This is a genomic window from Nonomuraea mesophila (assembly GCF_004352805.1).
In the GTDB taxonomy this organism is placed as follows: domain Bacteria; phylum Actinomycetota; class Actinomycetes; order Streptosporangiales; family Streptosporangiaceae; genus Nonomuraea; species Nonomuraea longispora.
This window is the reverse complement of record NZ_SMLD01000318.1, coordinates 1-4,483: the sequence shown is the minus strand read 5'-3', so window position 1 is coordinate 4,483 and position 4,483 is coordinate 1. Positions and strand designations below refer to the sequence as shown.

At 71.3% G+C, this 4,483-nt stretch carries 4 protein-coding genes; 2 read left to right on the top strand and 2 right to left on the bottom strand.

Going from position 1 to position 4,483, the window contains the following annotated elements; translation table 11 throughout:
* Window positions 1–888, bottom strand: an 888-nt coding sequence (locus E1295_RS47290) for a hypothetical protein (protein ID WP_220449257.1), incomplete at its 3' end; no start/stop codon positions are given.
* A gap of 184 nt (window positions 889–1,072) precedes the next feature.
* Window positions 1,073–1,591: a YbhB/YbcL family Raf kinase inhibitor-like protein gene (locus tag E1295_RS47285; RefSeq protein ID WP_246081246.1), complete on the bottom strand. Its 519-nt coding sequence runs from the start codon at window positions 1,589–1,591 to the stop codon at window positions 1,073–1,075.
* 624 nt (window positions 1,592–2,215) lie between these two features.
* On the opposite strand from E1295_RS47285, the gene E1295_RS47280 reads away from it, so the two are divergent.
* Together E1295_RS47280 and E1295_RS47275 are read left to right on the top strand one after the other, a co-directional pair.
* Window positions 2,216–2,737 carry a PH domain-containing protein gene (locus E1295_RS47280; RefSeq protein WP_246081245.1) on the top strand — a complete coding sequence of 174 codons (522 nt, stop codon included), beginning with the start codon at window positions 2,216–2,218 and terminating at the stop codon, window positions 2,735–2,737.
* 28 nt (window positions 2,738–2,765) lie between these two features.
* On the top strand, window positions 2,766–4,483 hold a 1,718-nt coding region (locus E1295_RS47275; protein WP_246081244.1), incomplete at its 3' end, for a PH domain-containing protein.

Sequence of the window (4,483 nt, the reverse complement as noted above, 5' to 3'; positions counted from 1 at the left end):
CCGGCCCAGCGCGTCGCCCACGGGCGTGCGCAGGTCGATCGCCACGTCGGCGTGGTCGGCCGGCCGGGTGGGGGCGGGCACCGGCTGGGCGCCGGGCGCCAGGATGCTCATCACGTCGCCCGCCGGCGCGGAGAAGGTCACGGTGCGCTGGTCGGCCAGCTCGGACTGCGCCGGGACCGCGGGTTTGACCGGCTCGACCAGGTCGGCGAGGCCGGAGGAATGGTTGGACGCGGCCGGCTGGCGCTGCGGCAGCGGCCCCTGGACGGTGGTCGCGTCGGGGTCGGCGGAGGCGGCCACGGGCCGCGGCCTGGCGCTGCGGTCGGCGCGCTTGCCCGGACGCTCCGAGCGGCGCTCGGCTGGCGGGCTCGCCGAGCGGTCCGCGGGACGCTCGCCCCCGGCCTCGGCGCGGCGTTCGGCTCGCTGCTCCGCGGGACGGTCGGCGCGGCGCTCGGCCCGCTGCTCCGCGGGACGCTCGCGCTCGACGGGACGGGAGGCGCCCTTCCTGGCCGCCACGGTGCCGCCGGCGCCGAAGCCGCCCTCCTCCGCGTCGCTGCGGATGTTGGCCCAGAACTCCTCGTCCTCGTCGTCGGAGGTCGGGTTGCCCCACTCGTCGACACCGCGCCGGCCACGCTGGCCGGTGCGTGCCGGCTTCGGCGCCTTCGGCTGGTCGATCGGGCTGAAGTCGGGGCTGAAGTTCCTCATCCGCGGCTCGTGCGCGGCGAACTCGTCCGTCGAACGCGCGTGGGTCGACTCCTCCTTCTCGGCCATCTCCTTCAGCCGTTCCGGAGGAAGCGAGCTCTCCCTGCGGTTCATCGAACGCATGCCCAGTGCCACGACGACGAGCACGAGGAGCACGACAGCGACCAAGCTCACTACGACCGCGATCATTGCACCACCCTCAAAGCCATGGCCTCCCTTTGGCACCGATGAGATCGCGCGGCCATCGACGCGATCTGCCCCCTTTGATCACCAGTGCCTAACGATTGGATCTGATTCTGTCGGACCACTATGAGCGTTGTCACACCCTACGTGAAGAATTGGTACATCTGCACTACACGTCGTGTTTGATCCCTCACGGTGGGTCGACCGCAGTGAGCCGTCCCCGGGCTATGGTATGGTCCGCGATCTGCTTAAGGATCTCGGGAAGGTCGAGGGGAGGGGCCCCCTGCTTCCTTTCGACCTTGTCGTTCAGCGTGTAGACGGTGAAACGGTAGGTGCCCGGTCCGCAGGGGGGATCGTAGCCCGGCTTCCCGCTCGGCAGGGGCGCCTGCCCCGTTCCTTCCGGAGGCTCCTTGGCGGCGTTGGGGCCCAGCTCGGTCGTGGTCGCCGGGATGTTGTAGAGCACCCAGTGCACGGTGGACGTCGACGATGTATGGCTGTCGACCACGATCGCGATCGACTTCGCCTTGGGCAACGGCTGACTCGACCAGCGCAGCGGCGGGCTGCCCTGGGTGCCCTTGCAGGAGTAGTCGCGCGGCAGCGGCTCGCCCTCGCGCAACTCCGGGCTCGAGACATTGACCTCCGCGATGTCCTCGGCCTGGGATCTGCCGATGAGGCTGCCGCAACCCGACAGCGCGAACGCGACGGCCACCGCTGTCACACTGACAGCGATGCGGCGCACGGGTGTCGCCGTGTTACACAGCCCCATGACGGACGATGCTACGCGCGTCTCGGCGGTGTGCAGACCGTTTCCCGATGGTCGGTGGCCGGTAAAGGATCCGAAACCGGTCAGAATCGCGGCATCTCAGCCGTGAGGTTGAACACAAGGACGCTGTTTCGCCCTGCGGAGGGCCTGGATCGAGCCTTCCCGCGGGACCCTTTCTGGCCTGCTGGTACACCGTGGCGGGTATCGGAGGCGATCACCTAGCGTGACCCGACAAGACGGACATCGGGCCGTTCTCCGAACATACGGAAAAATCAGGTGCGCCAGATCGTACAGAACGGTAAAGAGCATCAGGCGCAGGGCGCGGCGGGCGCGAACGGCGGCTGCCACGTGCGTGAGGGCGCTCGCGCTGTGGTGCGGTCTGCGCTCGCCGGGCCTGGCTGGCACGAACGTGGCGCCGCCGACGTGGCCATGCTCGACAGCCTGCGGCAGGCCGCCATCGAGCATGGCACCCGCCCCCGGAGGCCGTCGGCAGACACGCCGGGACGGCCCGTCGATCTTTACCGCCCTCGAGCCGATCTCCGTGCCGGATTCGCGGCCTAAGCTGGTGCTGTGACCTCATCAGGCCCGATCCGTGATCCGGCGAATCGCGTTTCGCCCAAGGCCATCCGCCTGTGGTTGTTCGAGTCGTTGATCGCGTTCGTGTTCTTCCTGGGCGGTGCGCTGCTGGTGGCGCAGTGGCTCGACGGCAGCCGATGGTGGTGGGTCCCCGGCTGGTACGCCGACAACTCCTGGCTCCTGCCGGCCGCCGTGGTGGTGCTGCTCCTGCCGTTCCTGGTGGCCGAGCCTTTCGTACGGTACGCCGTGCACCGCTGGGAGCTCTCAGGCGACGTCGTCTACGCCAGGTCGGGGTTCCTGACCAGGGAGTGGGTGTTCGTGCCCGTGAGCCGCATCCAGACGGTCGACAAGGGCCAGGGGTGGCTGGAGCGGATGCTCGGTCTGGCCACGCTTGAGATCCGCACCGCGTCCCATGCCGGTTCCTCGACGATCAAGGGCCTCGACTACGGCGAGGCGGCCCGGCTCGCGGAGCAGCTCGCGCACCGGGCGGAGGAACTCAGGGACGATGCCACGTGACCGCCCCGCGACGCCCCGAGGAGACGCGATGACCGGCGGCGCACCTCACGACGGCCCTGAACCCTCACCCGGCGCCGACCCGCCACGGCCGGACGACGCCACTCCGCCCGGTCCCGAAGAGAACGCGCACCCCGAGCAGGCGGCCCCCTGGACGGTGCGGCCGCACCCGGGCGGCCCCCCGCCGTGGACGCCGGGCGGTCCGCCGCCCACCGGAGGTCCTGAGCGGCCCCCGGCCGGCCCGCCGCCCTGGGGGCAGCAACAGCCCCCGGGTGGTCCGCCGCCGCCCGCCCGTGCACCGCTGCGGCTGAGCCCCAAGGTGCTGCTCATCGATCCGGTACGCATGCTGCCCTCCCTCCTGCTCCCCCTGGTCGGCGTCCTGTTCGTGGGCGGCTTCTCGGCCAGGTCGTACGGATGGGCGGCCCTGGCCGTGGCCGGCACCGTGGTGTTCGCGATCGTCAGGTGGGCCACCTTCACGTACGAGATCGTCGGTGACCGCCTCGAAACGAAACGTGCGCTGATCAGCCGGTCCGTCCGTACCATCCCGCTGGAGCGGATCCGCGGCGTCGACGTGTCCACGCCGCCGATGCACCGGCTGCTCGGCCTGTCCATACTCAAGATCGACACGGGGGCGAGCGGCGGCGACGAGGAGGCCGAGCTCAACGGGGTCACCCTGGCGGAGGCCGAACGGCTCAAGGCCGTCCTGCTGCGCCGCGCGGCCCGTACCGGCGCGGACCCGTCCGGCGCCCTGGAGCCGGAGCCCGCCGAACAGCCGATCATCCGCGTCCCGCGCAGATGGCTGCTGTACGGGCCGCTGTCCGGCGCGTACCTGCTGACCCCCTTCGCGCTCCTCGGCGGCGCGGTCGGGCTCGCCTTCCAGCTTGGGGACGACCTGGGCTTCGGCCGGACCGTCGCCCTGACCCTCGGGGAGTGGTTCTGGGAACGCCCCTACCTGCTGCTGGTCGTGGCCCTGCTGCTGGTGCTGGCGATGCCCTTCGTGGGCGGGCTGATGTACGCGGTCTTCAACTGGGACTTCTCCCTCAAACGGCGCGACCGCCACCTCGTGGCCGAACGAGGGCTCATCAACCGGCGCAGCGTGTCGCTGGAGTCGGCGCGCGTACGCGGCTACGAGATCGTCGACGGTCTCGCGGAACGCTGGGCGGGTGTCGTACGCGCCTGGGCCATCGTGACCGGGCTCGGCGACTCCGAAACCCGCGGGCAGCTCCTTCCCGACGTTCCCCGTGCCGTGGCCTTCCAGGTGACCGGCGACGCGATCGGCCCCTTCCGCGCGGACCTGCGCCCCCACCCGCCCGTCGCCCGCCGGAGGCGCCTCTTCCGCGCCGTCGCCCCGTGGCTTGTGGTGGCGCTGGTGAGCCTCGCCGGGATCTGGGCGACCGGATCGCTGCTGTGGAAGACCCTCCTGGTGCTGGCATTGCTGCTGACCGCCGGGGGGGTTCCGCTCGGGCTCGACAGGTACGCGTCGCTCGGGCACGGCTACGACGGGATGCGCCTGTCGGTGCGCTCGGGGTCGCTGCGACGCTCCCAGGCCGTGGTCGAACGCCGCGCGGTGGTGGGCTGGCGGCTGCGCCAGACGTGGTTCCAGCGGCGTGCCGGCGTCCTCACGCTGATCGCCGGAGTCGGCGCGGGCAAGGGCGGATACTCCGCGCTCGACGTGTCGCAGGCGCAAGGAGCGGGCTTCCCGGCCGAGGTGACGCCGGAGTGGCTCGCCCCCTTCCTCCAACCCCCACC